This window comes from Bartonella sp. CR127HXZ (assembly GCF_042194555.1).
GTDB classification, from domain to species: domain Bacteria; phylum Pseudomonadota; class Alphaproteobacteria; order Rhizobiales; family Rhizobiaceae; genus Bartonella; species Bartonella grahamii.
This window is the reverse complement of the sequence record NZ_JBHIMZ010000007.1, coordinates 49,603-73,284: the sequence shown is the minus strand read 5'-3', so window position 1 is coordinate 73,284 and position 23,682 is coordinate 49,603. Positions and strand designations below refer to the sequence as shown.

Below are 23,682 nucleotides of genomic sequence, written 5' to 3'. Positions count from 1 at the left end.
TGATGGAATGCTTGAATGGCCTCACTAAAAGATCTTAGAGACCGTATCGCTTCGGTTAAAGCAACACAAAAGATCACCAAAGCTATGCAGATGGTTGCAGCGGCAAGGTTGCATCGTGCTCAAGAGGCAGCGCAGTCTGCGCGTCCTTATGCGAAGAAGATGGCTGATATTTTGACCAGTGTTGCTGCTGATGTAGATGGTGTTGATGCGCCTGCTCTTATGCGTGGTACGGGGCGAGATGATGTGCATCTCTTGGTGGTGTGTACTGCTGAGCGCGGTTTGTGTGGTGCTTTTAATGTGCAAATCGCTCGTCGTGCACGTGAACAGATTAAGGCATTGTTGGCATCTGGTAAAATAGTGAAAATTATCACTGTGGGCAAAAAAGGTGCGGATATTTTATCGCGTGATTACAAAGGTTTGATAATTGATCATATCGATTTGCATGCTGTAAAGCGCATTGGTTTTGCAGAGGCGGTGATGATTAGTCAACGGATTGTTGATTTATTCAATGAAGGCGCTTTCGATGTTTGTACGCTGTTTTATTCTGAATTTATTTCTGTGATTAATCAGCGTCCAACAGCTTTTGGCTTGATTCCGATGATTGCTCCAAAAGCAGCTATTGAGGCAATAGATGTTGAGGAGCAAACCGATCATAGCAAAGGTTCACAATCAATTGTTTATGAGTATGAACCTGATGCGGCTTCTCTTTTAGAGGCGCTTGTGCCACGCAATCTTTCGGTGCAAATCTTTCGGGCTTTGCTAGAAAATGTTGCTGGTGAGATGGGTGCCAAGATGACAGCTATGGACAATGCATCGCGCAATGCGGGTGAAATGATTAATAAATTGACGGTAGCTTATAATCGTCAACGTCAGGCACAGATTACGACAGAACTGATCGAAATTATTGCGGGCGCTGAAGCGCTTTAAATGGAAAAGGTAAGGATTGATGGTAAAAGCAGTAACCTCAAGCAAAGGAATAGAAAAAGGTGAAAAAAAGAAATCAGCTGCTCGTTCCGGCGTGAAAAAAGCCGCTTCGAAGTCTCAAGTGGATGTAAAGGCTTCAGCGGATGTAAAGGCTTCCTCTGCGCCTGCGCGTAGTGCAGCTAAAGAGACACCTGTAAAAAAAGATGCATCCGCAAAAAAAGAAGAGCGTGCAAAAGGCGCTGTTGGTGAGATCAAGCAGGTTATTGGTGCTGTCGTTGATGTGCAATTTGAAGGTGAATTGCCAAATATTCTTAATGCATTAGAAACAGACAATTTAGGCAATCGCTTGGTATTAGAAGTTGCGCAGCATTTGGGTGAAAATACTGTGCGTACGATTGCTATGGATACAACCGATGGGTTGGCGCGTGGCCAAAAGGTTGTGGATACAGGCATGCAAATTAGCGTTCCTGTAGGAGAAGCAACATTGGGACGTATTATGAATGTGATTGGAGAGCCGGTGGATAATGTGGGACCAATTCCTGCAACCAAAACGCGTTCGATTCACCAAGAGGCACCTGCATATGTTGAGCAATCAACCATTTCAGAAATTCTCGTCACCGGTATTAAAGTTGTGGATTTGTTAGCTCCTTATTCTAAAGGAGGTAAAATTGGCTTGTTTGGTGGTGCTGGTGTTGGAAAAACCGTTCTCATTATGGAGCTTATAAACAATATTGCAAAGGCACATGGTGGCTATTCTGTATTTGCTGGTGTGGGAGAACGTACACGTGAAGGAAATGATCTTTATTATGAAATGATCGAAAGCCGCGTGAATGTGAATCCAAAAGAGAATAATGGTTCAACGGAAGGGTCAAAGTGTGCCCTTGTTTACGGGCAAATGAATGAACCACCAGGAGCGCGTGCGCGTGTCGCTCTTTCAGGATTGACAATTGCAGAAAGTTTCCGTGATGAAGGACAAGACGTTCTTTTCTTCGTGGATAATATTTTCCGTTTCACGCAAGCTGGTGCTGAAGTGTCAGCGCTTTTAGGACGTATCCCTTCTGCTGTGGGCTATCAACCAACTTTGGCAACAGATATGGGGGCTTTGCAAGAGCGTATTACCAGTACGAAAACAGGCTCTATTACCTCTGTGCAGGCTATTTATGTTCCGGCTGATGACTTGACTGATCCGGCACCTGCGGCATCTTTTACCCATTTGGATGCAACAACTGTTCTTTCGCGCTCTATTGCGGAAAAGGGAATTTATCCGGCGGTTGATCCGCTTGACTCTTTCTCGCGTATGTTAGATCCATTGATTGTAGGGGAAGAGCATTACACTGTTGCTTGTCAAGTGCAAACCATTTTACAACGTTATAGAGCGCTTCAGGATATTATTGCTATTCTTGGAATGGATGAACTTTCTGAAGATGACAAATTGCTGGTGGGACGGGCGCGTAAAATTGAACGTTTTCTTTCGCAACCTTTCCATGTTGCGGAAGCCTTTACTGGTTCGCCAGGGAAACTCGTTCCTTTAGAAGAGACGATTAAAGGCTTTAAAGGTCTTTGTGCTGGCGATTATGATGATTTGCCAGAAGCTGCTTTTTATATGGTTGGTTCGATTGATGAAGCACTTGAAAAAGGAAAGCGTCTTATGGCGGAGGCGTCTTAGTGAGAAGCTTCTTGTTCAAGAGAAAACTGTCATGGATGTTTTTCGTTAAAAAGGATAAGTCGTTGAAGAAAACAGAGAGTCCTTATATCGGGTATTGTGGAGACTTTTGTGGAAAACAATAGAGAAGAGCATTTTTTATTTGAGCTTGTATCGCCTGAAAAAATTGTGTTTTCAGAGCAGGTAGTGTCTGTTGTTCTTCCTTCAGCCTCAGGTTCTTTGACAGTTATGGCGCATCATGCGCCATTGGTGGCAAGCATTGTGTTGGGTAGTGTGCGTGTTCGCACCTCTTTGGGTGAAAAATTATTTGCTGTATGCGGGGGCGTTGCAAATATTACCTTTTCGGGCTGCTCTTTATTGGTAGAGCACGTTGTGGCTGTAGAGCATCTTTCTTTTGATGTATTGGAACAGCGGATTTTGCAGGTCCAAGCGACATTAGAAGGGGGGACAAGAGATGAGGATAATCATAAAATAGAGGCTTTTTTCCAGCAATTGTCAGCTGATGGTGCTGTGTTGATAGAAGCGTAGCAGCGTATACAGGAAAAAGGTGACATGAGCGGAAAAAAGAGTACGGTTGTGTTTGCTAAAAGGGGTGGAAAACCTTTTCCTCGTCCTGGTCGTATTTTTGCAGGACCTTTGCCAAAATGTTTTGTTTATATTTTTGCTTCTCTTATTTTGCAATGGGCTTATGGTTTAGGGGCTAATATTGTTCAGTCTAACATTGTCCATCTTACGGGTGATTTTCACGCAACTTTAACCGAGACAACATGGTTGGTAGCGGCTTATATGGCGCCAAATGTGAGTGTAGCGATTATGTTGATCAAAATCCGCTATCAATTTGGGTTGCGTGCTTTTGCTGAATTATCAATCCTTGGCTTCGTTTTGGTTTGCGTGTTGCAACTCTTTGTTACGGATTTGCGTTCTGCATTGATTATTCGCTTTTTTGCTGGGATTGCTGCTGCGCCTTTGGCTTCGCTTGCGCTGCTTTATATGATGGAGGCTTTTGCTCCAGCAAAGAAGTTTACTATTGGTCTTAGTTTGAATTATATGAATGCGGCTTTAGCGGCGCCTTTATCACGTTTGATTTCTCCTGATTTGCTGGAAAATGGTGGCTTTTCCAGTCTTTCCGCTCTGGAAATGGGGTTGGTTCTCATCAGCTTGGTCTGTATCTATACTTTGCCTCTAACGCCTGTTGTCCGCAGTAAGGTTATTCAAAAGTTAGATTGGATAAGTTATGGTTTGATTGCTCTTGGTCTTGGATTAAATGCCGTGATTATGTCTGTTGGCATATTGTATTGGTGGTATGAAGCACCATGGATTGGTTGGGGGCTTGCACTTGCTATTTTCTCGTTGGCTATTGCTATTATTATTGAGCTTAATAGAGAAAAACCGTTGATTGATTTACGTTGGATTTTCAGTAAAGAAATGGTCCAATCTGTTTTTATTTTATTGATCTTTCATGTTTTTTTGTTAGAGCGGTCAAATTTGCCCGTAGGTTTTTTTAATCTTTTTGGTTTGCTTAATCGTGAGATGGCGCCCATGTATCTTGCGGTGACATTGGGTATTCTGTTAGGGGGGGCTGTTTGTGTCTTTTTTTTACGGGCGGGACGTGAAGATTATTTTTATTTGTTATCTTTAGGTTGTTTGGCGCTGGGAGCTTATTTAGACAGTCGTGTAAACTATTTAACACGTCCGAAAGATATGATGTTGAGCCAAGGGTTGGTGAGTTTTAGTTATGCACTTTTTTTGCCTCCTGCTCTTTTCAAAGGGTTTGTGATCGCTGGTGAGCGAGGACCGCGTTATGTTTTGAGTTTTATTGCGGTTTTTTTGCTAACGCAAGTGACAGGGGGATTGATGGGATCGGCTTTTTTTGGCAGCCTACAGTTTTATTTTGCCCATAAAAACTTTGAGTCCTTAACACAAAATATTGTTGTGACTGATCCGCTTATTTCTGGTGAGATGAATACTTTGTTTTCGCCTTCTTATGCTACTTCTGTCCCTCATGGCTTAGGGAGTGAACAGGGAACTTCTCTGTTGATAGAAAAATTTAAGTTAACAGCAAATATTTTTGCTTATGATGACGTTTTTCGGCTTTATTTTTATATTTCAATGGTTGTATTCATTATCTTTCTTGTCACAATAGTTGTTAAGTCATGCTCTTTGCGGGCGTTAGAAAAGTAGAGTGATGGTATAGAAGAGGGGTGCAAAAAATGATAAAAGCATTACGGTCAAAAGCTACGATTGTTGCATTCCTGTCAGGTATTACGGGTGTTTTGCTAATTTTGTGGGCTTGGAGACTTCCTCCTTTTGTAAATAACATTCAAATAACGGATAATGCTTCCATTAAGGGCAATGTTACTTTGGTTAGTTCACAGATCTCTGGGGTGATTGCACGGATTTATGTGCAAGATTATCAACGTGTTGAAAAAGGAATGCTGCTTTTTGAGCTTGATGATTCTCTTTTTCGTCAGCAGCTTGCACGGGCACAGGCTGTTCTCGATTCAAAAAATGCAAAACTGGCAAGTATTGAATTGCAAGCTCAGATTTTACAGGGAGAAGTTAATGCTGCAGAAGCGGAATTAGCGCGTTCACGAGCATTCTCTAATGTTGTTTCTGATAGTAAAAAGTTAGGCTTTGGTGATGCGGCAGTTTCTGTTTCTCGCCCTCTTTCACAACTCTTGGCAGCCCTAGAAACAAAACGACAATTGCAAAAACAATTAAATCTTGAAAAACAAAGTTTACAGTCAGAAGTTGCGGGAGCAAAGGTGAGTGTTGAGTTGGCAAAACTTAATCTCGATCACACAAAGATTTTATCTCCTAGAACAGGCTATATTGGATTGGTTGGCGCTAGGGTAGGGCAATATGTTATGCCGGGGACACAATTGGTCTCTGTTATTTCTGATGACATTTGGATTATTGCTAATTATAAGGAAACGCAACTTTCTCAGATGCGTGTGGGACAACCGGTTGTTTTTTCTGTTGATGCATTGAACAACAAAAAGTTAACGGGGCGTGTGGTTCGTTTTGCTCCAGCGACAGGTTCAGAGTTTTCATTGTTAAAAACAGATACGACAATTGGTAATTTTATCAAAATTGCGCAACGTATTTCAGTACGGATTTCTTTAGATCCTGGGCAGGAGGGGATTGAAAAACTCATTCCTGGGATGTCTGTGGTTACGTATGTGGATACTTCGCAGCGGGTCGATTCTGGAGGATAAATTTTGGGTTTTTTCAGTTTAATTCTTGTGTCATTTACTTATAGCAAATGGGTATTCACATTGGAAGATTTCGTTTGGTTTTTTATAATACATCTTTTAAAGCTCTTAGGCTTCTTATACTTCTATATCATGATGTCAATTAATGTTCCTTAGAATATTAAAGCGCATGCATGTTTACTCACTTCCATTTCTTTTGAACTAACTCAGTAGCGGGATGGATGCAATGTTGAAAAATTTTCTTATAATTTCTCACAACACTGTCCTTTGAAGTGTGGTGTCACCGCGTGTTTTGAGGACAGGGGTAGGGGACTGCCAGATAGAAAATTGGATAATAGACTGGCGGGATGGATGAAAACTTATCTTTTGGAGGAAAGTGTAAAGTTAGGGGGAAAGACGTAAATTTTATATTTTGTAAACTATAAAAAATGCCCGCTTTGAGTCGGGCATTAAAAGGGAAGGTTGTTGGTTGTGTTGTTAATTTTTACGGATCAGCAAGAAGCTTACTAAAACGACTCCTGCTGCTAGTGCGAGGGTTTTTTTAGGATTTTCTTTCGCTTTTTTCTTTAATTCTGTAGCATGTTCGTTGAGGTGATAAAGCGCGTGACGGCCTTTTTGTTTCCATGTGTTAAACAGCTCAGAAATGTTTTCAAAGCTATCATTTTGAGAACTCCAATGATTTACGGGGACCAGCTCTCTTTTTAATTGTGCTATACGTTTTTTAATTTTAGCATTTTTGGCGTTGGGTGAAAATAGACACATTTATTGACTCCTTCATGTGTTAAATTGTTGCGTGACAGTTGGAATTGTGTTTGGGGTTTTGCTATAACGGCTTGAAAATTGAAAGGTTGCATTGATAATGCCGCGCGTGGGTGAGATGAGAATTAAGAGTTTGGGTTTAATGAGGAATTTCTTAATGTGCTCGAGTTCATTTCATGATGGTGTTTGTTAAGGATGTGAGGTAAAAAATTTTACAAAATGGTGTAGAATTCATTCTATCATCTTTATTTCATAAAGATGTAAGTCGGTATCTTCATTTTTTTGTTTGTTTAAAGTGTTGGGATAGCTTTTAGCACTTGAAATAGTTTATAAAGAATTTTTATCTACATGTTCTCTTGCGGCTTTAGGAGAAGTGGTGTTGATTGATTCAATTAAGAAGATTTAAAATGAGAAAATCTTACGATATTTGGGTTTTCTATTCAAATTTGTAAAAAATAGATTATTATAAATCAATGTGTTGGATTAATTTGGCGGTGTCTTTCATGCAATTTTTAAAAATTGCGCTTTGATAGGCGTTATCTGTTGTGTTGTAAAACACGTTTTGCGATGACGTGGATGTACGGTATCGGCATGCAACTTAAAAATACAGTATTGTCTCTGTTTGGTTTCGGTTTCTTTTTGAATCACCCAAGTGTAGAAGTATAAACTTGAACAGAAGTAGTAAAACTTATCCGGTGCGTCTATAGGATGAATCGCACCTATGAGTTGAATTGCATCAGTGGTTAGTAGGTGGAACCTTTTGAGAGTAATCTGTTAAGATTGGGGGGCGGTGTAATTTTCGTCCTTTGAAGCGCGGAGGAAGTCAATGTAAATGATGATTGATAGCGCAGGTTTTAAAAATTTGAGGACTTGATGAGTACGACCTATTTTTTATCTAAACCACTTGAGCGTCGTCGGTCTATTGGTGTTGCTGTTGGTGATGTGATCGTTGGGGGGCAGAGCCCGATAGTTGTACAGTCAATGACCAATACGGATACGGCTGATGTTGATGCAACTGTTGCTCAAGTGGCTGCTCTTTGGCAAGCTGGTTCACAATTGGTTCGGATTACTGTTGATCGTGATGAAGCGGCGGCAGCTGTACCAAAAATACGGGAGCGATTGGAGAGGTTAGGATTTTTTGTACCATTGGTTGGGGATTTTCATTATATTGGACACAAGCTTTTATCTGAGCATCCTGCGTGTGCTGAGGCGCTTGCAAAATATCGCATCAATCCTGGAAATGTTGGTTTTGGCGCAAAAAAAGATCGTCAATTTGCAGAAATTATTGAGATTGCTTGTCGGTATCATAAACCTATTCGCATTGGCGTGAATTGGGGCTCTCTTGATAATGCGTTGTTAACACGGCTTATGAATGAAAATGCACAGCAAGAAAATCCTTTATCGGTTGCTGAAGTGATGCGGGAAACTGTTGTGCAGTCTGCTCTGCAATCGGCTCTTTGGGCTGAAGAGATGGGATTGGGACGTGATAAAATTATTCTTTCTGCTAAAGTGAGTGATGTTCAAGATCTTATTGCTGTCTATACCACCTTGGCGGCACGTTGTGATTATGCTCTTCATTTGGGATTAACGGAAGCTGGGATGGGAACAAAGGGCGTTGTTGCTTCTTCGGTGGCTTTGGGTATTTTATTACAGCAAGGTATTGGCGATACGATACGAATTTCCTTAACACCAAAACCTGGTGGTGATCGGACACGAGAAGTAAAGGTGGGGCAAGAACTTTTGCAAGTGATGGGTTTTCGGCAATTTTTGCCCGTGGTTGCGGCTTGTCCTGGTTGTGGGCGCACAACCTCAACGGTCTTTCAACAATTGGCGCAAAAAATTGAAGCAGATTTATACAAAAATATGCCTATTTGGCGTGAAAAATACCCTGGCGTTGAAAGTTTGAAGGTTGCCGTGATGGGATGTATCGTCAATGGGCCGGGGGAGTCAAAACATGCGGATATTGGAATCTCTTTGCCTGGAGTGGGGGAAAGTCCTGCGGCACCTGTTTTTATTGAGGGACAAAAGGTAAAAACTTTGCGGGGTGATCACATTGCTGAAGAATTTGAAGCGCTTTTGAGTGATTATATTCATACACGCTTTGGACAGGGTTGAAATAAATTCTTGGAGTGCATTTTTTCTTCATTAAAGGCTGTGTTTTTGCTTGTAAATCAATATCAGTCTTCATTGTGGTTGCATGTTGAGAACAAGATGATTATTCATAAATTGAGGCGCTTCTTCATTGGTTTCAAGCATTTCTCCTTGATAATACTGTTTTCAAACAGATCCAATAGCAAACTAAACGTGACATTATTTCCAGAAATTTTCAGGATATCAAATTGATAGGATTGGAGATCCGCATAGCGGCTATTGCCATATTTGTCATAAAATTTAAGCTTTTATCTTTATATAAAAGGATGTATTGACACCTTTCGTGGCGTTATTGGGGAATAGATGACAAATATATTAGCGTTTGGATTTTTGTTTAACGGTATAAGAATTTTAACAGGTGCCTTTATTGTATTTTATATGCTTGAAAAAGGGCTAACTCTTATTGATATCGGGATCATTAAGTCGTTTCAGGCTTTTATTATGATGGTTACAGACATTCCTCTGGGATATTTTGCCGATAGAAAAAGTTATAAAATATCGATCGTTTTGGCAGCGGCTTTTGCTGCTACATGGCTATGTCTCATGGGATTTTCTACAAGCTTTTATGGTTTTCTTTTGGCAGAATCTTTTAATGCCTTATCGCTGACATTGATTGCTGGGGCTTATAATGCTTTACTTGTTCAATATGCAAAAGCAAAAGTGACATCGACTAAAAAAGTGCTGGGAGCGAGCTCTCAATATAATTACATCGGCATGTTTATATTCAGTTTGATCGGTGCATATTTTGCTGATTATTCTAGCCAATATATATGGTATATCGCGGCGTTTTTAATGTTGATGACAACACTATTTGGTTTGTTTTTTCTTGATGACCTGAAAGGAGAGAAAAAAACAAATAAAGCGAATTCTCTCATTTATGATGCTAAAGAGATGTTGTCTATTTTTATTAAAGTTCCTTATATCTCTTTATGCTTTTATTTTTCACTGATCTTTTTCAATATATTCTCGCAATATTGGCAGTGGATATTTAAAGATCATAATATTAATGTCACTTATTTTGATCTTGGTGTGACATTTTCACTGATATTGCTCTCTCAGCTCTTGGCTAGTTTTCTCTTTACAAAACTAAGTGAAAGGGTGAATTTTGTTTTATTGCTGTTTCTTTTGGTTTCACTGATTTTTACAGTGGTTTTCTTTGAGCCGAAAAAAGAAATTGTTGTTATTTTAGTCTGTATGATTTTTTACTTAATTAAGTATACATATCTTCGTGTAGAAGTTGTTTTGCATGATAGTATTAGTGATCATTTCAGGGCTACATATGAATCTTTCTTGTCAACCGTTGGGAGATTTAGCTTATTGGTATTTTTTTACATGAGTGCGTATATGGTCGATATATTTGGCTTTTTCTCACTCGTTTATATTTTGGGTATCTATTTATTGGTTTATCTGTTGGCAATGTTTTTTTTAGAAGGAGCCCTAAAGAAATCTCAGTGAAAATAGTAACGTATTTCACGTGTGTTTCATGGGGTTTATAGTGGATCAAGGCTTTTATTTATTAAGGCGCATCATTGTTTTTGCATGTTGAATGGGAAAGCAGAATGTTATCCGTTATTCTTATTTCAAATCTATGTATGTTGAAGCAATCAAAGTCATCTGCTTGTACGTTATAAATGGGCGTGGCATCACAATCATTAAAAAAGAAATAAAAATGCTTCTCATGAATATTGCACCAAGAGTTGCTGACAAGATTGGACGCTGATAAAGAAAATGATTGTGCTGGATTATATGCTTATTAAGGAATGGTGATGGAGCAGTTTTCCCATTTTCATTGGTTACTTGCTGGTAACACTTTATCTCATTAGAGCTCATTAAGCAGTCGGACAATTTTAGCCTGTTCAAAAAGGCTTTCCTCATGACCGATTTTATTGTTGATATATCTAACGCGTTTTATTTCTGTTTCCTTTAAAATATGAATTATCTTGTTGAGATAACGGCATCTTTCATTCTTATTTTTGAGTATTTTCTCTTTGGTTGTGGTCTCTGTATTGGTATTGTTGGGATGTACTCGCGTGGATAGTCTAGAGCAGTACAATAAACTTTACGAAGAATACATAAATGGAAAATACGAGGCTTTTGAACATTTTCAAAAACAAGAGCAAGCAAGAAACTTCGTATATAGCCGTGGTATCAGAATATAGCGCCCAAATTTGATATTATATGGCATCATTACATACTTATTGTTTTATATGGACGCTTTGTTAATTTATTGCGCGGTGGATTATAATGAGGAGATGTCATGGGCAATGTTCCCTAATGTTATAAGCAGTTTGCGTTATGACTATAATTGGAGAGAAAACAATTCTATTTGGGCATATAATATGTCTATGAACTCTACGGGTCCCATGATTGATTATGCGAAAAAATTTCTTAATTCTTCAAGCGGAAATGGCATTAGCCCAACAACATAAGTTATTGACCTTGTGTCTAGTATGGAAGCTTGTCATAATGAAAACACTAAACAAATAGCGCGTTTTTGTATAGAGCTCAATACGATATATGACATGATGAAACCAAGAAAAACTTACAAATGACATTTAATGGGTAATGGGCAAAACTCTCTCGAAAGATATTAAATGGCTATAATACTTTATTGATCATCACGATATTTTCTTAGCTATGTTGCGTGTTTTTTATTATGTCTTCAAAAGGTAGGCATATTTTCCAGCTTTGGCAACAGGTATAGGTTCACTTACAATGATGCTCTTCATCTTAATAAGAAAATTTCACTTAAAGGAGGAAATTTACACTTAGCTTGAAAAAAGTACTTATCATAAATTAAATTGCGCTATTATATTAATAATAAGGACTTTTTTATCTTTCTGTTTCAATGATCATTCTCTGTTTAATCTTATCAATTCTCTTTTTATGCGATGAATTGAATAAACGAGATAAAGAGCGTGACGAATTAAAGTTCTACAGTGATCGTGATTATTATTAAATTGAAATTATTACATAGTTTTGTAAAAATGTTTCTACTTTTGAAGGAGCGCGCCGACACTATCATTCACTTTGCTGCCCCCCAATGTTGGTTGCTACAGCTCTTGGCTCTTGAGACGATTCATAAGAGGTATTTGTTAATCCGTTCTTTGATGTTTTTCCCCACGCGGCTTTCTCCGTTTGTGAGGTGCAAGCAAATGATTTTGATTGATTCAACATACACAGATTGAAATGAAAAAATCCTACGGTATTCAGAGTTCTAATTCAATATGAATAACGCTGAATTATCATTATAAATAAATTATTTGTAGCTTTTTTGCGAAGAAAAGAGAGATCAGTAATAATACTGCTTTGGTCTTTCGTTCTATTGAAATTGATGACTTTATTTATCCTATTATGCCGTAATACACTGTCATTTGAGGGGTGGTGAAGGTCGCCTGTTTGACACATTAAATATTTTAAAAATTGCATGGTGAATATTCGTAAGTCTTGTTTATCGAGTCTTTAGTTTAAGTGAATCGCATGCGTGGAAAGCTAGAGGAACCTACTCGGTTAAGAATCTAGACTGTTTACAGAGAAGATTGGGTTAAAAAACTTTGTTCTTTGAGGGTGGCATAAAAATCAAAATAGCCATTGTGTTCATTTTTTTCTGATATTTTAAATACGGGCTTCAAAAAAATGATGCTTGAACTAAACAACGAGTACTTTTGTAAAAGTGTTTTTAGAGATCAAGCAATACACGAGTGAATTTACAGAATGTAACCATATTTGATCTTCTACAACAAGATAGCGTGGAAAGGCATAAAAATTACAATTCTCTACTGAGGGCATTTACTTAGGGCATTGTACTTCTTTTATTGTTTTTTACGGGTTTATAAAATGCCTTGTTTGATACTTATCCTGTTTATTTTTTGCCTTATCGTTAGAAAATTAAAGACATGAAGGAGAAAACGAGATTTCTTCTTTCCGGTCGTTTTTATTCGGCTTTAAAGCATCCACGGTAATATCTTTTAAAGCATGGTGATTGCGCATTGTTTCACATTTTCTTTCGTTCATTCTTTAATGGAAGGTATTTTTCATGCAAAATGGGATACCCAGAATGCACTTGTGTTATAAATTCACGCGGTTTGTTTTAATGAAATCCCTCTCAAGATTTGTCGCACCCATTTCATGATAAGGACTATAATGGAGATTAATGGTAACGTTTCTTTGAAAAGTCTATTATGCATTCAACAAAGGTGATGTTTTACACTATGTGCAATGGAGCAGATGAAGTTTAATTTTTGCGTATTGCACTAAAGTGTGCTGCTTGTTGGAGGGGGAGTGCTTTAGCGCCAAAAGGATGTAAGAATGCTTCTGCTTTACTGATGAGTGTATCTCGCTTTTTTTGGGTTTCTTCAATGCCATAAAGATGAACAAAAGTTGCTTTTTGTGCCGTTTCATCTTTCCCAGCAGTTTTTCCTAGGGTTTGCGTGTTGGCGGTGACATCAAGAAGGTCATCGGTTAATTGAAAGGCTAAACCAAGATAGGTACCAAAATCAGTAAGCTTTTCGGTTAATTCTTTAGATGCATTGCCAATGATGGCGCCTGCTTGGCAAGCAAAGCTTATCAAGGCTGCTGTTTTCATGTGTTGTAGAGTGATGATGTCACTACTTCCTTGCGGTTTTTTTTCAGCTGCAAGATCCAGCATTTGTCCACCTAACATACCGCCAAGTCCTGCCGATTGTGCAAGAGACGTGATCAGTTTGATTCTAATGTCTGTAGATAAAGTACTGGCTTTATGGGCAATGATTTCAAAGGCAAATGTTAAGAGAGCATTGCCTGCTAGAATTGCTGTTGCTTCGTCAAATGCTATATGGACGGTGGGTTTTCCACGCCGGAGTATATCGTTATCCATAGCGGGAAGATCATCATGAATGAGCGAATAACAATGGATACATTCTAAGGCACATGCAACATCAAGAGAATGTTCTACAGGGATATCAAAAAGTGCAGCGCTTTGAATCACAAGAAAAGGACGCAGGCGTTTTCCACCGTTCAGCACGCCATAGCGCATGGCTTTGATTAAGTTTTTAGGGCGTGAAATTTCACCATTTTGGATTTGATCACTTAACAGGGTATCAAGCCGCTTTTCAACGGTGTGTCCATGTTTTGCAAGAAGGGTAGTAAATTCGTGCATTCTTGCTTCCTTTGTTTTTACAAAAATGAAATTACGAAGTTTTAAAGAGAAATGTTGTCGCTTTTTCTTGTTTTCATAAATTGGCGTCGTTTTTTATTAAAAATCAATTTCTCTTTTTATCCGTATCTCTATTGTATGTGCAAATCCCTTTTTAAGCCAAATAAAAATTGAATGAAGGTCTTATGAGAATGCTTTCATTGGCGTATAAAATTTTCAAATTTTGCGGTGTTTTTGATATTCATTTGATCATTTTGACATCATTTTTGATAAAAAGAAGGTCATTTTTGGTAAGAGGAGGAGCATTTTGACATTGCCTCTTCTTGTTTATCAGTGTATAACATCTTAAAATTTTATGGTGTTTTTAAATGAAGCATTGTCATTTTTGACATTGCTTTTTCTGTTTTAATGGATTTGGAGTGTCTTTTTATGGCTGTACCTAAACGAAAAACCTCTCCAGCGAAGAGGGGCATGCGCCGTTCGGCTGATGCTCTGAAGGCGCCGACTTATATCGAAGATAAAAATTCTGGTGAATTACGTCGTCCTCATCACATTGATTTGAAAACGGGAATGTATCGCGGGCGTTCCGTTTTAGTGGTTAAAGACTGAGCGTTTTATCTCTTTTCCAGTAGTAAACTTCTTTTGATTCATGAGTGAATGCACGTTTGTGGCGTGCATTTTCGCTTTAAGATGGATGTTGAGGTGTCCTTATGTGGCCCTTATCACATTGATTTGAAAACGGGAATGTATCGCGGGCGTTCCGTTTTAGTGGTTAAAGACTGAGCGTTTTATCTCTTTTCCAGTAGTAAACTTCTTTTGATTCATGAGTGAATGCACGTTTGGAGCGTGTATTTTCGCTTTTTCTTGAGAACATGTGTAAGGCTTGGCCATAGAAAAATGATTCTATTGTGGGAGATGATTTTTTTGTTTTTTTGAGAGGCTATAAAGGATTGCTTGTGTCAGTGTCTTTTATGATGATTTCGTTAAGAGCTGGGGTATTGATATAAGTTAGGTCAGGAATGGAATCATTTTGTATCGCACTTAATTTTTATTGACTGTAGAGGGAATCCTATTAAACCGTAAAATATCGTCGTTTAAGGTGGTTGACCCATGTAAGGCTTTAAGCATACCGGTGTTTTTTATGAGAATATTTAAGGCAATGGTTTGTCTATAGGCTTATATTGTGACATGTGATTCCCCATAAAAAAATAGAGATTTACATCACATTGATTTATAAAGATCATTCGTTTTTTTTGCGTCTTGAATGAAAGATCTATCGTAGGATTTTCTCATTTCAAATTTCGCTCATGTTGAATCAATGGCAATCACTTGCTTTTCGGTCATAAGTGGGGCTGGTATGTGGGTAAAAACTCTATAAGAAAGGACAAAATGTCTATAATGAATACTTTCAAATGTAAGGATTTTTGTAATATTGGGGGTTAGTGTATGCTGATACCAGGGTGTTTTCTTATAAGCAGAAAAGAGAAAACCGTTACAAGACAGAAGGTGTACACATTCAATAATCTTTAGTGCTTTTGATGATAAAGGCACATGAGACTTTTCTATGAATATCACGCTTTCTTTTTATATTTTTGAACTAAGAATTGTCCATATATTTTTTCTTATTTTTGTGAATATAAGGGATTTGTTACGAACAGCTTGTAAAAATAAGTAAACTTAGAACCAGATGTTTTATGTATGGGGTTGAGCGAGGTATTTTATCAAAGCCGGTATGACTCTCCAGTTCATCGCTGGTTTATGAATGGTTTTATGGTGTTGCTTACCTAAGTTTGTGATTTTTTTGTTATCTGTTCATCAATATCTAATCTTTAGCGGTCTGTTTAAAACAGAGGTTAAGACTTTTAAGAGTTCTATGAATCGTTTTAGATTTTGTATGTCCGATTGGAGTAAGAATATTGCGTATATCTCGTAATCTCTGAAATGAGAATATAACCTCATTTTGGAAAAATATGAAGTTGCAAGGGGCAATATCAACGCTCATTTGTATTGTTATTTTTTTAAGTTAGCTTTACAAACTTTCAAAAGTATTTGGAATGCCTGTTACAGAATGGAGATAATGGTTTATTTCATGCTTTTGTTTATCGCGTTCTTTAATGGGGAATGCTTCTCATGCAAAATAGAGCGCCCAAGACAAAATATGCTTATGTTGTACTGTCACGCGTTTTTTTTAAAAGAAATATTTGTTGCATCCATTTTATGACGGCGTTTTTGAATGTTATAATGGTTTTGTAGAAGGGTAAATGGTAAAGTTTCGGTGCAGTGTATAAACGGCACTATGATCTTTACGCTTAATGAAAAAGCAAGCCCGCATCCTTACACATCTTGCCAGATTCCAATGTTGGTATATCCTTTGGTGCTTGAGACGGTTCTACTAGCTCTTTTTGTACAGTTTTTACTCACAGATCAGCTCCGCTTGCGACCGAAAAGCAAGTGATTTTGATTGATTCAACATGAGAGAAATTTGAAATGAGAAATCTTACGATACTCAAGATTCTAATTTAATATGAATAATGCTAGATTATGATGATTAATCAATTTGTTATCTATGAAGCAAGCAAATAGGGAGAAGGAATTTGTCGAAAAGTTAGATTGTTTATAGGTTGGCGCAGGTTAAGAAACTTTGTCCTTAAGGGCAGAGAGGATGTTAAAAAAATAAAACCAGCAAAAGCTGGTTTTATCAAAATATCTCATTATGATGAAAGAGTGTGTTATGCAGCGTAGACAGCTTTACTGCTTTCATCTGTTTCTTCTCTCTCAGTTTTAAATTCGCGTTTCGGTTTGTTGGAGAGATGCATCTCTATGAGATTGATAGCTTCTGTTTCAGAAAGACTATTAATAACCGCAATTTCGCGGGCCATTCTTTCAAGAGCAGCTGTATAAAGTTGGCGCTCAGAGTAAGATTGTTCAGGCTGTAGATTAGAGCGGAAAAGATCACGGACCACTTCGGCGATACAAATAAGATCTCCTGAGTTGATTTTAGCATCATATTCTTGCGCACGACGTGACCACATGGTTCGTTTAACGCGTGCTTTTCCACGTAAAACTTTTAAGGCGCGGTCGACAGAATCACTAGCAGATAATTTACGCATTCCAACGGAAAGGGCTTTTGCAATGGGGACTTTGACATCCATCTTATCTTTCGCGAAATGAATGACAAAAAGTTTTAATTTATGTCCTGCAACTTCTTGATCTTCAATCGCTATAATTTGTCCTACTCCATGCGTAGGGTAGACTATATATTCAGAGGTTGCAAATTCTTTGGTCTTGGAAGACGTTCCATGTTGGGATGCCATAATTTTAGTTTACTCCCTTATGATCAACAAATGTATCGGAAAACAGGTTATAAACCTGAGGGTTGAGTTTTCTTTAACCAAGTATATTGTACCAATTAAGCGAGCATAAAAGCCGAGTACTTTTAAATCCAAAAAAAATACATCGCTTTACTATAAAAAGCAAAGAAAAATACTTAGAAAGATGATCATGTTAAAATAACATTAACATCAAACTTCCAAAGAATCAATCATTTCGCTTAAGGATTTTTTTTATTTTTACAAGAGAAGTCTTTCAATTGTTGGAGGAGGAGGGTGTACACTGTATCATTACTCTTCGCCGCTTCCTGGATTTTCTGAAAAATACTTTTCTAATTTATTTGGAACGCCATCCATTTCTTTTGCTTGAGGAAGAGGATCTTTTTGGGTGGTTAGATTAGGCCATTTGTCTGCATAATGAAGATTAAGTTCTAACCACTTTTCTAATCCTGGTTCTGTATCAGGTAAAATCGCTTCTGCTGGGCATTCTGGCACACAAACACCACAATCGATGCATTCGTCTGGGTGGATAACAAGCATGTTTTCCCCTTCATAAAAACAATCAACAGGGCAGACTTCAACGCAATCCGTATATTTGCAGTGAATGCAGTTGTCGGTTACTACGTGGGTCAAGATCAAACTCCATTTGTTATTTTAATTCTCTTTAGAGGAAAGTGTGTGCGTGTTTTTATGATTGGTGAGTTGATCGCGTAGTATAGCTAGTTTTGCAAAAGGTGAATCAGGATTAAGGCGCTTTTCTTTTTGAAAAGGCTTATGATTTGCATGTTTGCCTTGGGATTTGTGGAACTTATGAGAGCGTTTTGTTTGTGATAGCGCTTCTTGAGGGGAATTTTCATTTGTGTGTTCCCCTTTTTTTACAGCGCTCTTCGATTTATTTTGCCACTTATTTCCTAATTTATCACGTTTTTTTTGCGCGTGGTGATGAAATTGATGTCTATAATGCCATAGTAAAATAACTTTATCTTCTTCTGTAGGGAGAGGGGTTTTGGCAAAATTCCCAACAGGTTCAGCCGCCGGTAAACGATTGGTTTTATGGGGATGTTTTTCAATACCAGAGGATAAAGTATTTGGGTATGAGGTATTTTTTTCTTCTTGTGTTGTTTCTGAATCGCTTATTGTTTTCCATTGACTGCCAACGCATTCTGCTGCGGGAACATCTTGCATTGTCTCATTGATAGGGGAAGAGGCTTGGTGTGCAAGGAGATTTTGTTCAAAAACAGTATTGCTTATGCTGTACGATTGATAACCAAGTCCTTTGAGGATTTCTTCCATATCGTTTCCATTAGCCCCAAGAATGGACATCATAGCTGGTGTAACAAAAAAACTTTTGCCATCATAGGCGCCATCGGGTTTGGGATCACTTCCTTGTTTCCAATGCAGTGCGGGGCGGATGAGATTGGCGAGACGTTCTAAAATATCAATCCGTACAGCACGTTGTCCTAAGATTCGGTAGCCGGCTAATTGATAAAATTGGCGGTTATAGGTAGGGTCAACAATCAAAGAGGTTCGACCAGCAGATAATGCTGACAAAATTTCACCCAAACCAGTTTGATCTTGTTCCGCATTTTGAAGATTCCACAGGAGAGTAATGGCTTGAACCGGAGCAGGTTTAAGCATTCCGGCAACATAGATGTGAAAAGCGCCAAAACGCACACCTAGACGCCGAAGCACGGCACGTGATTCTTGCGCAAGTTCTTTGACAATGTCTAAGACTTCGCGGCGTGGTAAAATCCCTAAAGAGTTAAAAAGTTGTAAAGCAAGATTGTTTGTCGAATCCGTTAAATTATCAGCATTACGCAAATCAAATAGAGGTTTTAAAGTCGTTTCAAAATGAAAGGTGACAAAGCGTTCTAATCGTTTCACAACGTTATCGCGAGATTCTCCTGTGAGTTGTTCATCTGCTAAAACAATCAGTTTTGGTTTGAAAAAATCTTCTGTTGCTACAAGCTGTCCTACGGGCTGACCAATCCAGCGCACAATTCCATCAGAACCGAGGGTAAAATCTCCATTTGCACAAGCACAAAAACGTGTTGCACGTTTGGAAAAAGCAAGAATCAAATTTTCATTCTCTGTTGAAATTTGCTTCTCAGCTATTTGATCGGTACTGTTTTTGTTGGCATAAAAACGAAAACCTTCAAATTTACCCCTTCCGTGTTTTTCAATGAGAATATCATCTTGAAGAATTTCATCCTGTTGAACAATCTTGCTATCCATGATCATTTTCTTTCTCAGTGCGAAATTGGTCAAAAGCTTTTTGCGACAATTTCATAATGCTTCTTTTTCTTTAACATGTTTGTTGCGTTTTCTTCAATCACTCTTGTCGTTTTTTGCTGTTTCTTTTTGCGCCTTTAAAACTTGGATGATTCTTTTTTTTATTCAGTTTTCATTCAGTTTGGATGCTTTATATTTGCAAATTACACTTATTAGTTGTATTGTAAAGATGAAAGCATAAATAAATTCTTCAATTTAAAAGGAAACAGAACCGGTTATTAATAAACAGCTTTTGTTTTACATGATCATTTTATTTTTTTTGCTGTTTTGTCATGAAAAGTGAAGAGAAAGTTTTTTCAAATATTTCATAGGCTAAAAGGCATATTGTAAAGGCATTTTGCAGGTGAAATTGTGTCTTATGACAAGAAATTTTACCATGACAGTAAAAAAAAACAATTGCGATTATAAAAATACACGTTAAAGTAGTGGATACAGAAGTTAACAACTTTTGCGTTCTTTTTAAGCAAAGAACAATGATGTCGTTGCCAAATCAATTTTGATAATTTTAATCGCAAGGGGTTATTATGGGTAATCTTTCAAATGCTGTTTATAAAAGCAGCAAAAATTATAGCGATGCAGACAAAAGCTTAGGACGTAATATGATGCGTTCTGCTATGCAAGCGCCTTATCTTGAACGACAAAAAGAGCATGATTTGGCTCTGCGGTGGAAAGACAAACGTGATGATGATGCCATGCATCAAATTGCAGCAGCTCATATGCGTTTAGTGATTGCTATTGCTAACCGCTTTAAACGTTTCAAAATGCCATTGGGGGATTTGGTACAAGAAGGGTATGTGGGACTATTGGAAGCAGCTGCACGTTTTGAACCTGATCGGGAAGTGCGTTTTTCAACGTATGCAACGTGGTGGATACGCGCTTCTATTCAAGATTATATTTTGCGAAATTGGTCAATCGTTCGAGGGGGAACTAGTTCTTCGCAAAAAGCACTTTTCTTTAATCTTCGGCGTTTGCGTGCAAAGCTGATACAAGATGATAGTGCTTTGTCAAAACAGGATATTTTTCGCACAATCGCTGAAAAGCTTGGCGTTTCCGTGCGCGATGTTGAAACGATGGATTTTCGTTTTTCCAGTTCTGATAATTCCTTGAGTGTTTCTGTTTCTGAGAACAGTGATAATCCCATTGCTAAGATGGATGTTTTGGTGGATGATAGTCCTCTTCCTGATGCTTTAATTGAGCAAGTAATTGATGGTCAACGGCGTACACAATGGCTTTACGACGCGTTACAAATTCTCAATGAACGGGAGTTGGAAATTATTCGCTTTCGTCGCTTAAATGAAGAGGGTGCAACTCTCGAAGTTTTGGGTGAAAAGTTAGGAATATCAAAAGAACGCGTGCGTCAAATTGAAGCTCGGGCTTTGCAGAAATTGCGTTCTGCTCTTCTTACGGTTCATTCAGAAGATGCTTACGATATATAAGCAGTGAAAGGCTTTGTGGGAGGAAGAGAGAGAACGTATAAGTAGGGGGTATATGAGAGTATGATGAAGTTGGATTTAGAGGATTGCCAGATTTGTCTAGGGTTATGCCTCCTTGGGGATGTGTTTGGTGCTATTGATGAACAGAGGAAGATTGGGGGTGATATTAGTTCGAGGAAGTATGTATCAAACGGAGTCGTATGAAGGTATGATGAAATTGGTTTTTGAAATGTCCCTCTTCATTTGTGAATATGCTTTAAGGGGGAGGGAGTCATACAGATAGAAAAGAATCAAAACTGTAGCAGATGAGAAAAAAGGCTTATTCTGTAATGATTTTCACTTTTGTACCTGCGGATAAAGTTTGTGTTGGTGAGAGGGCGTTGAGGATGCGAAAGAGTTTTTCTTTATCTGGTGTGTGTTGCATTTTATTGGCTAGGTTTGCAACGTTTTCTCCTTGTTTAACGCGGACAACACGGATTTTTAGGGGCTTCAGTTTTTTTAATTGTGAAGATGAAAGAGAATGAAAGCTTTGTAGCGTTTTTTGGGCAACCTCTACAAAATTTTGAGAATTATGTGGGGCGGCTGTCAGAAAACGAAAGATGTGGTTGTTGAATGGAATGACAACTACATCAAATTGCCATTGCTCATTGGTAGCATGGGCTCGTGCTCCAAGTAAACTTTGGCTTTGGAATCCTTGACGCGTAAATTCTTGATGGGGGAGTCCCTGAATTGTGATGGGGCGGATAGATGATTGGTCTAGCCCGATAATCCAGCCGCTTTTCAAATAATCACTCGCAGATATTCCAGCAGGATGCGGAATAGCATCAAAACGAATCGCAATTTTATCTGGTCCACTGGCCCAAACAGTGTGTGCTGAATGTTCTATTGTAAAATTGTTTGGAACAGAGAAAGCTATGCGCAACTGTGGGTGAATAAATTGGTTGCCTCGTACAAAACCTGTATAAAATCCTCCTCCAAAAATCATGCCATCAATGCTTTTGAGAAAAGAATCGCGATCGGTTGTTTTACTATTCCCTTTACTTATTTTACGCGCTTTTTCTATCGCAAGCCGAATGCGTTGAGGGGTGGTTGGGTGAGAGGCTAGAAAATCTAGAGAGGCATTTTGGGTGCCGGAGATATTACGCAAAGCACTATAGGCTTCCATTGTTTGAAGAAAGCGTGGTGAAGCAAATGGATCATATCCTGCTTGTTGGAGCATTTCAAGTGCAAGGGAATCAGCTTCTAGCTCTTGATTGCGGGAAAATTGCGCGAGTTGTTGCTTGTTTTGCGTAGGGTTATGAAGTTTTTTGCCAATAGAAGAAAGAAGATGTGAAGATACGTGATTTGCCATCTTTAATTGGGCTTCTTTTTGCAGGCGTAAAATGCCATGATTGGCTCTAATATGTGCTATCTCATGGGCTAAAATGGCTGCAACTTCTGAAGAATCATTGGCTAATGCCAGCATACCACGAGTGATGTAGATCGCGCCATTGGGGAGCGCAAATGCGTTAATACTTTCTGAGTTTAAAATGGTTACAGAATAGCTTTGATGAGAACTATGGGATGCAACTGTCAGTTTACGGACAATCTTTGCTAAAAGGTGTTCAAGTTTTGCATCATAATAAGCGCCGCCATACATTTGCAAAATACGTGGGTGTTGCAGAGCGCTTAATGTGACATAGATATTGTGATTGTTGGTACGTTTGATCGTTTTAGAAGAAGTGGAAGAAAGCCTATCATTTTGAGAGAGGGGCGTATGACAAGCCGAAAGGAGAAACGTTAAACTTATGAAAGTTGCTTTATACAGGCGTGAGCGAAAAAGAAACTTGCGTTGAAAAATGGAGTGCGTTGGATCATGGTGCACATTGTTTCTGCGGAGTAATTTGGCAAATTGCATTTGTATCTTTGTATCGTATGTTTCTTCAAGAGAGTCATCAGGGATAAGGATTCGTTTGGCTATATCACGCTTTTTGTTTATAAAAAATGACTCTCACTGATAAAAGGGTGCGCTATAAAGGAAATTTTGTGAAAGGCAAAGTATGGCATGACAACATTTACGATATTGTTAAATGGAGATGTTTGTATCACTGATCGCTTGCTTAATCAAATTCAAAACAGTCGGGTGATTGCTGCTGATGGTGGTATGCGTCATGCGGCAGCGCTTAATGTGTTGCCTGAGTTGTGGTTAGGCGATTTTGATTCATCGGATGAGAATTTAATACGCGAATATAGTCATGTTCCGCGTGAGATTTTTCCCTCTGATAAAGATATGACAGATAGTGCTCTAGCTTGCGAAAGAGCGCTGCAAAATGGTGCTAAAAAGCTTATTTTGTGCGGTGCTTTGGGAGGTGAAAGAAGTGATCATAGCCTTTCTCATATGACGCAAGCATTGGTGATGGCTGAAAGGGGCATTTCAGTGTTGTTGACAAGCGGTTTGGAAGAAGGCTGGCCGGTTTTGCCAAGACCTTGTTCGTATGATTTGCCTAAGGGATGTTTGTTTAGTATTATCGGTTTTTCTGATTTAAAAGGCTTAACTCTTGCAGGGGTAAAATGGCCAATTTGTGACAAAAATGTGTCATTTGGCTCTTCTTTAACACTTTCTAACCGTATTTTGGGAACCTTTTCTTGCCATTTAGGTTCTGGAAAAGCTATATTGTTAGCGTCTGTGCCTATTCCATAAAGCTCTTCCAATATATTTTGAATAAGGCAGGGGGGGGCCTAGTGATTAAGTGCCGACATAAACGATATATTATGTATTGATCTTGAGAAGGAAAGGTTTTGA

17 protein-coding genes and 1 pseudogene are annotated in these 23,682 nt (G+C 38.5%); 12 read left to right on the top strand and 6 right to left on the bottom strand.

The window, feature by feature from the left end; translation table 11 throughout:
* Positions 1–15: 15 nt before the first annotated feature.
* The 5 genes from ACFIKY_RS05565 (at position 16) to ACFIKY_RS05545 (ending at position 5,805) form a co-directional block, all read left to right on the top strand.
* A complete protein-coding gene (locus ACFIKY_RS05565) occupies positions 16–927 on the top strand; it encodes a F0F1 ATP synthase subunit gamma (RefSeq protein WP_375635497.1) in 912 nt (303 codons plus the stop codon).
* Positions 928–946: 19 nt separating this feature from the next.
* Positions 947–2,590, top strand: a complete 1,644-nt coding sequence (gene atpD, locus ACFIKY_RS05560) for a F0F1 ATP synthase subunit beta (RefSeq protein WP_375644439.1) — start codon at positions 947–949, stop codon at positions 2,588–2,590.
* Between the two features lie 108 nt (positions 2,591–2,698).
* Positions 2,699–3,115, top strand: coding sequence for an ATP synthase F1 subunit epsilon (gene atpC / locus ACFIKY_RS05555; protein ID WP_015856985.1), 417 nt, complete (start codon positions 2,699–2,701; stop codon positions 3,113–3,115).
* A 24-nt stretch (positions 3,116–3,139) separates the two neighbouring features.
* Positions 3,140–4,768: an MFS transporter gene (locus ACFIKY_RS05550; RefSeq protein ID WP_375635499.1), complete on the top strand. Its 1,629-nt coding sequence runs from the start codon at positions 3,140–3,142 to the stop codon at positions 4,766–4,768.
* Positions 4,769–4,797: 29 nt separating this feature from the next.
* Positions 4,798–5,805: an HlyD family secretion protein gene (locus tag ACFIKY_RS05545; protein ID WP_273787657.1), complete on the top strand. Its 1,008-nt coding sequence runs from the start codon at positions 4,798–4,800 to the stop codon at positions 5,803–5,805.
* Positions 5,806–6,279: 474 nt separating this feature from the next.
* Here ACFIKY_RS05545 and ACFIKY_RS05540 read toward each other — a convergent pair whose 3' ends face one another.
* Positions 6,280–6,564 carry a hypothetical protein gene (locus tag ACFIKY_RS05540; RefSeq protein ID WP_375635500.1) on the bottom strand — a complete coding sequence of 95 codons (285 nt, stop codon included), beginning with the start codon at positions 6,562–6,564 and terminating at the stop codon, positions 6,280–6,282.
* Positions 6,565–7,434: 870 nt separating this feature from the next.
* Between ACFIKY_RS05540 and ispG the strand changes: the two genes are divergently transcribed.
* The 3 genes from ispG (at position 7,435) to ACFIKY_RS05525 (ending at position 11,141) form a co-directional block, all read left to right on the top strand.
* Positions 7,435–8,676 (top strand): flavodoxin-dependent (E)-4-hydroxy-3-methylbut-2-enyl-diphosphate synthase, encoded by a 1,242-nt coding sequence (gene ispG, locus ACFIKY_RS05535; protein WP_375635501.1) that lies wholly within the window; start codon positions 7,435–7,437, stop codon positions 8,674–8,676.
* Positions 8,677–9,015: 339 nt separating this feature from the next.
* Complete coding sequence (locus ACFIKY_RS05530) at positions 9,016–10,167, top strand: MFS transporter (RefSeq protein WP_375661524.1); 1,152 nt, start codon at positions 9,016–9,018, stop codon at positions 10,165–10,167.
* 809 nt (positions 10,168–10,976) lie between these two features.
* Complete coding sequence (locus tag ACFIKY_RS05525) at positions 10,977–11,141, top strand: hypothetical protein (RefSeq protein WP_375635504.1); 165 nt, start codon at positions 10,977–10,979, stop codon at positions 11,139–11,141.
* Positions 11,142–12,946: 1,805 nt separating this feature from the next.
* Here the strand turns inward: ACFIKY_RS05525 and ACFIKY_RS05520 are convergent.
* Positions 12,947–13,849, bottom strand: a complete 903-nt coding sequence (locus ACFIKY_RS05520) for a polyprenyl synthetase family protein (RefSeq protein ID WP_375652697.1) — start codon at positions 13,847–13,849, stop codon at positions 12,947–12,949.
* A 426-nt stretch (positions 13,850–14,275) separates the two neighbouring features.
* On the opposite strand from ACFIKY_RS05520, the gene rpmF reads away from it, so the two are divergent.
* Entirely contained in the window at positions 14,276–14,455 is a 180-nt protein-coding gene (rpmF, locus tag ACFIKY_RS05515; RefSeq protein ID WP_005774555.1) for a 50S ribosomal protein L32, read from the top strand.
* A gap of 108 nt (positions 14,456–14,563) precedes the next feature.
* Positions 14,564–14,629, top strand: a pseudogene (locus tag ACFIKY_RS05510) (50S ribosomal protein L32); the annotation flags it as partial.
* Positions 14,630–16,575: 1,946 nt separating this feature from the next.
* Here ACFIKY_RS05510 and ACFIKY_RS05505 read toward each other — a convergent pair.
* The 3 genes from ACFIKY_RS05505 to ACFIKY_RS05495 all read right to left on the bottom strand — a co-directional run bounded on the left by ACFIKY_RS05505 (position 16,576) and on the right by ACFIKY_RS05495 (position 19,410).
* Positions 16,576–17,160 carry a CarD family transcriptional regulator gene (locus ACFIKY_RS05505; RefSeq protein ID WP_375635507.1) on the bottom strand — a complete coding sequence of 195 codons (585 nt, stop codon included), beginning with the start codon at positions 17,158–17,160 and terminating at the stop codon, positions 16,576–16,578.
* Positions 17,161–17,466: 306 nt separating this feature from the next.
* Positions 17,467–17,808 (bottom strand): ferredoxin FdxA, encoded by a 342-nt coding sequence (fdxA, locus tag ACFIKY_RS05500; protein ID WP_375635508.1) that lies wholly within the window; start codon positions 17,806–17,808, stop codon positions 17,467–17,469.
* A 21-nt stretch (positions 17,809–17,829) separates the two neighbouring features.
* On the bottom strand, positions 17,830–19,410 hold the full coding sequence (locus ACFIKY_RS05495; RefSeq protein ID WP_375661523.1) for a hypothetical protein: 1,581 nt from the start codon (positions 19,408–19,410) through the stop codon (positions 17,830–17,832).
* 581 nt (positions 19,411–19,991) lie between these two features.
* Between ACFIKY_RS05495 and ACFIKY_RS05490 the strand changes: the two genes are divergently transcribed.
* Complete coding sequence (locus tag ACFIKY_RS05490) at positions 19,992–20,903, top strand: RNA polymerase factor sigma-32 (protein WP_015856975.1); 912 nt, start codon at positions 19,992–19,994, stop codon at positions 20,901–20,903.
* 316 nt (positions 20,904–21,219) lie between these two features.
* On the opposite strand, the gene ACFIKY_RS05485 is transcribed toward ACFIKY_RS05490, so the two are convergent.
* Positions 21,220–22,797 carry a M48 family metalloprotease gene (locus ACFIKY_RS05485; protein ID WP_375661522.1) on the bottom strand — a complete coding sequence of 526 codons (1,578 nt, stop codon included), beginning with the start codon at positions 22,795–22,797 and terminating at the stop codon, positions 21,220–21,222.
* 147 nt (positions 22,798–22,944) lie between these two features.
* Here ACFIKY_RS05485 and ACFIKY_RS05480 point away from each other — a divergent pair, with 147 nt between their 5' ends.
* Positions 22,945–23,580, top strand: a complete 636-nt coding sequence (locus ACFIKY_RS05480; protein WP_375635511.1) for a thiamine diphosphokinase — start codon at positions 22,945–22,947, stop codon at positions 23,578–23,580.
* Positions 23,581–23,682 lie beyond the last annotated feature (102 nt).

Bases quoted from the DNA above. Each gene is read 5' to 3' on its own strand.
- ACFIKY_RS05565 (WP_375635497.1), top strand. From the start codon at position 16: ATGGCCTCACTAAAAGATCTTAGAGACCGTATCGCTTCGGTTAAAGCA.
- atpD (WP_375644439.1), top strand. From the start codon at position 947: ATGGTAAAAGCAGTAACCTCAAGCAAAGGAATAGAAAAAGGTGAAAAA.
- ACFIKY_RS05550 (WP_375635499.1), top strand. From the start codon at position 3,140: ATGAGCGGAAAAAAGAGTACGGTTGTGTTTGCTAAAAGGGGTGGAAAA.
- ACFIKY_RS05545 (WP_273787657.1), top strand. From the start codon at position 4,798: ATGATAAAAGCATTACGGTCAAAAGCTACGATTGTTGCATTCCTGTCA.
- ACFIKY_RS05540 (WP_375635500.1), bottom strand. From the start codon at position 6,564: ATGTGTCTATTTTCACCCAACGCCAAAAATGCTAAAATTAAAAAACGT.
- ispG (WP_375635501.1), top strand. From the start codon at position 7,435: ATGAGTACGACCTATTTTTTATCTAAACCACTTGAGCGTCGTCGGTCT.
- ACFIKY_RS05530 (WP_375661524.1), top strand. From the start codon at position 9,016: ATGACAAATATATTAGCGTTTGGATTTTTGTTTAACGGTATAAGAATT.
- ACFIKY_RS05525 (WP_375635504.1), top strand. From the start codon at position 10,977: ATGTTCCCTAATGTTATAAGCAGTTTGCGTTATGACTATAATTGGAGA.
- ACFIKY_RS05520 (WP_375652697.1), bottom strand. From the start codon at position 13,849: ATGCACGAATTTACTACCCTTCTTGCAAAACATGGACACACCGTTGAA.
- rpmF (WP_005774555.1), top strand. From the start codon at position 14,276: ATGGCTGTACCTAAACGAAAAACCTCTCCAGCGAAGAGGGGCATGCGC.
- ACFIKY_RS05505 (WP_375635507.1), bottom strand. From the start codon at position 17,160: ATGGCATCCCAACATGGAACGTCTTCCAAGACCAAAGAATTTGCAACC.
- ACFIKY_RS05495 (WP_375661523.1), bottom strand. From the start codon at position 19,410: ATGGATAGCAAGATTGTTCAACAGGATGAAATTCTTCAAGATGATATT.
- ACFIKY_RS05490 (WP_015856975.1), top strand. From the start codon at position 19,992: ATGGGTAATCTTTCAAATGCTGTTTATAAAAGCAGCAAAAATTATAGC.
- ACFIKY_RS05485 (WP_375661522.1), bottom strand. From the start codon at position 22,797: ATGCAATTTGCCAAATTACTCCGCAGAAACAATGTGCACCATGATCCA.
- ACFIKY_RS05480 (WP_375635511.1), top strand. From the start codon at position 22,945: ATGACAACATTTACGATATTGTTAAATGGAGATGTTTGTATCACTGAT.